Consider the following 954-nt stretch of genomic DNA (forward strand, 5'->3'; position numbering starts at 1 on the left):
CGGGACGGTGTAGAGGTCGAAGGTGTAGGTGCCGGTCTTGCCGGAGTCCGCGGTGACCTCGAGCCGATAGTCGCCGGCGGGGAGGTTGTCGAACTGTGGGTCGGTGTTGCAGCTGCCCGAGCGGACGGTCTGGCTCTGCTGGTTGAGCAATCTCCATTGCTGATAGGTGAAACCTGGCTGCGACACACACGTCTTGTTGTTCAACACCACCGACTGGCCCCCAGACGCCACCGTAAACCGGTACACGTCCTTGGAGAACTTGGTTTCGAGGTTGCCTGCGCCGCTGCCGGGGACTCCGTTGGAGACGGCGAAGGGCGTGCTGGTCACCGTTGCGTCAAAGTATTGAGGGGGATCGACCACGAACAGGTCGAAAGAGTACGTTCCGCCGATCTGGGTGGTCGTGAACTCCAGCTGGTACTCGCCGGCCGGCAGATTGTCGAATTGCTTGTCTGAGCTGCAGTTGCCCGTGATCGAAAGGGCTCCGGGGCCGGTCAGCTTCCAGTTCGAATACGCCATCCCGGGCTGTGACACGCAGGTCTTGTTGTCCAAGAAGATCGTTTGCCCGCCGCTAGGAACGGTGAACTTGTACCGATCCTTTGACGCGATGGTCTCAAGGTTTCCCGCGCCAGCCGACGGGACGCCGTTGGAGACCGCTGCCGGTGACCCGACCGCGGTCGACACCGTGAACGTCTGAGGGTCTGGGACGGTGAACAAGTCGAAGGTGTAGGTGCCGGTCTTGCCTGAGTCCGCGGTGACCTCGAGCCGATAATCGCCTGCGGGCAGGTCGTCAAACACTGGGTCGGTGTTGCAGCTACCCGAGCGGACCGTCTGATCCTGACTATTGAGCAGCTTCCACTGCTGATAGGTGAAACCTGGCTGCGACACGCACGTCTTGTTGTTCAGCACCACCGACTGACCCCCGGCGGGAACGGTGAACCGATACACGTCCTTGGA

General features: G+C 61.3%; 1 protein-coding gene. It reads right to left on the reverse strand.

Annotated elements, in window-relative coordinates; genetic code table 11:
• Window positions 1-954: hypothetical protein (locus ESP70_RS20255; RefSeq protein ID WP_188110727.1), on the reverse strand; the 954-nt coding region annotated here is incomplete at both ends.

Origin of the sequence: Aeromicrobium ginsengisoli (genome assembly GCF_004134905.2) — a bacterium.
Classification (GTDB): Bacteria; Actinomycetota; Actinomycetes; order Propionibacteriales; family Nocardioidaceae; genus Aeromicrobium; species Aeromicrobium ginsengisoli.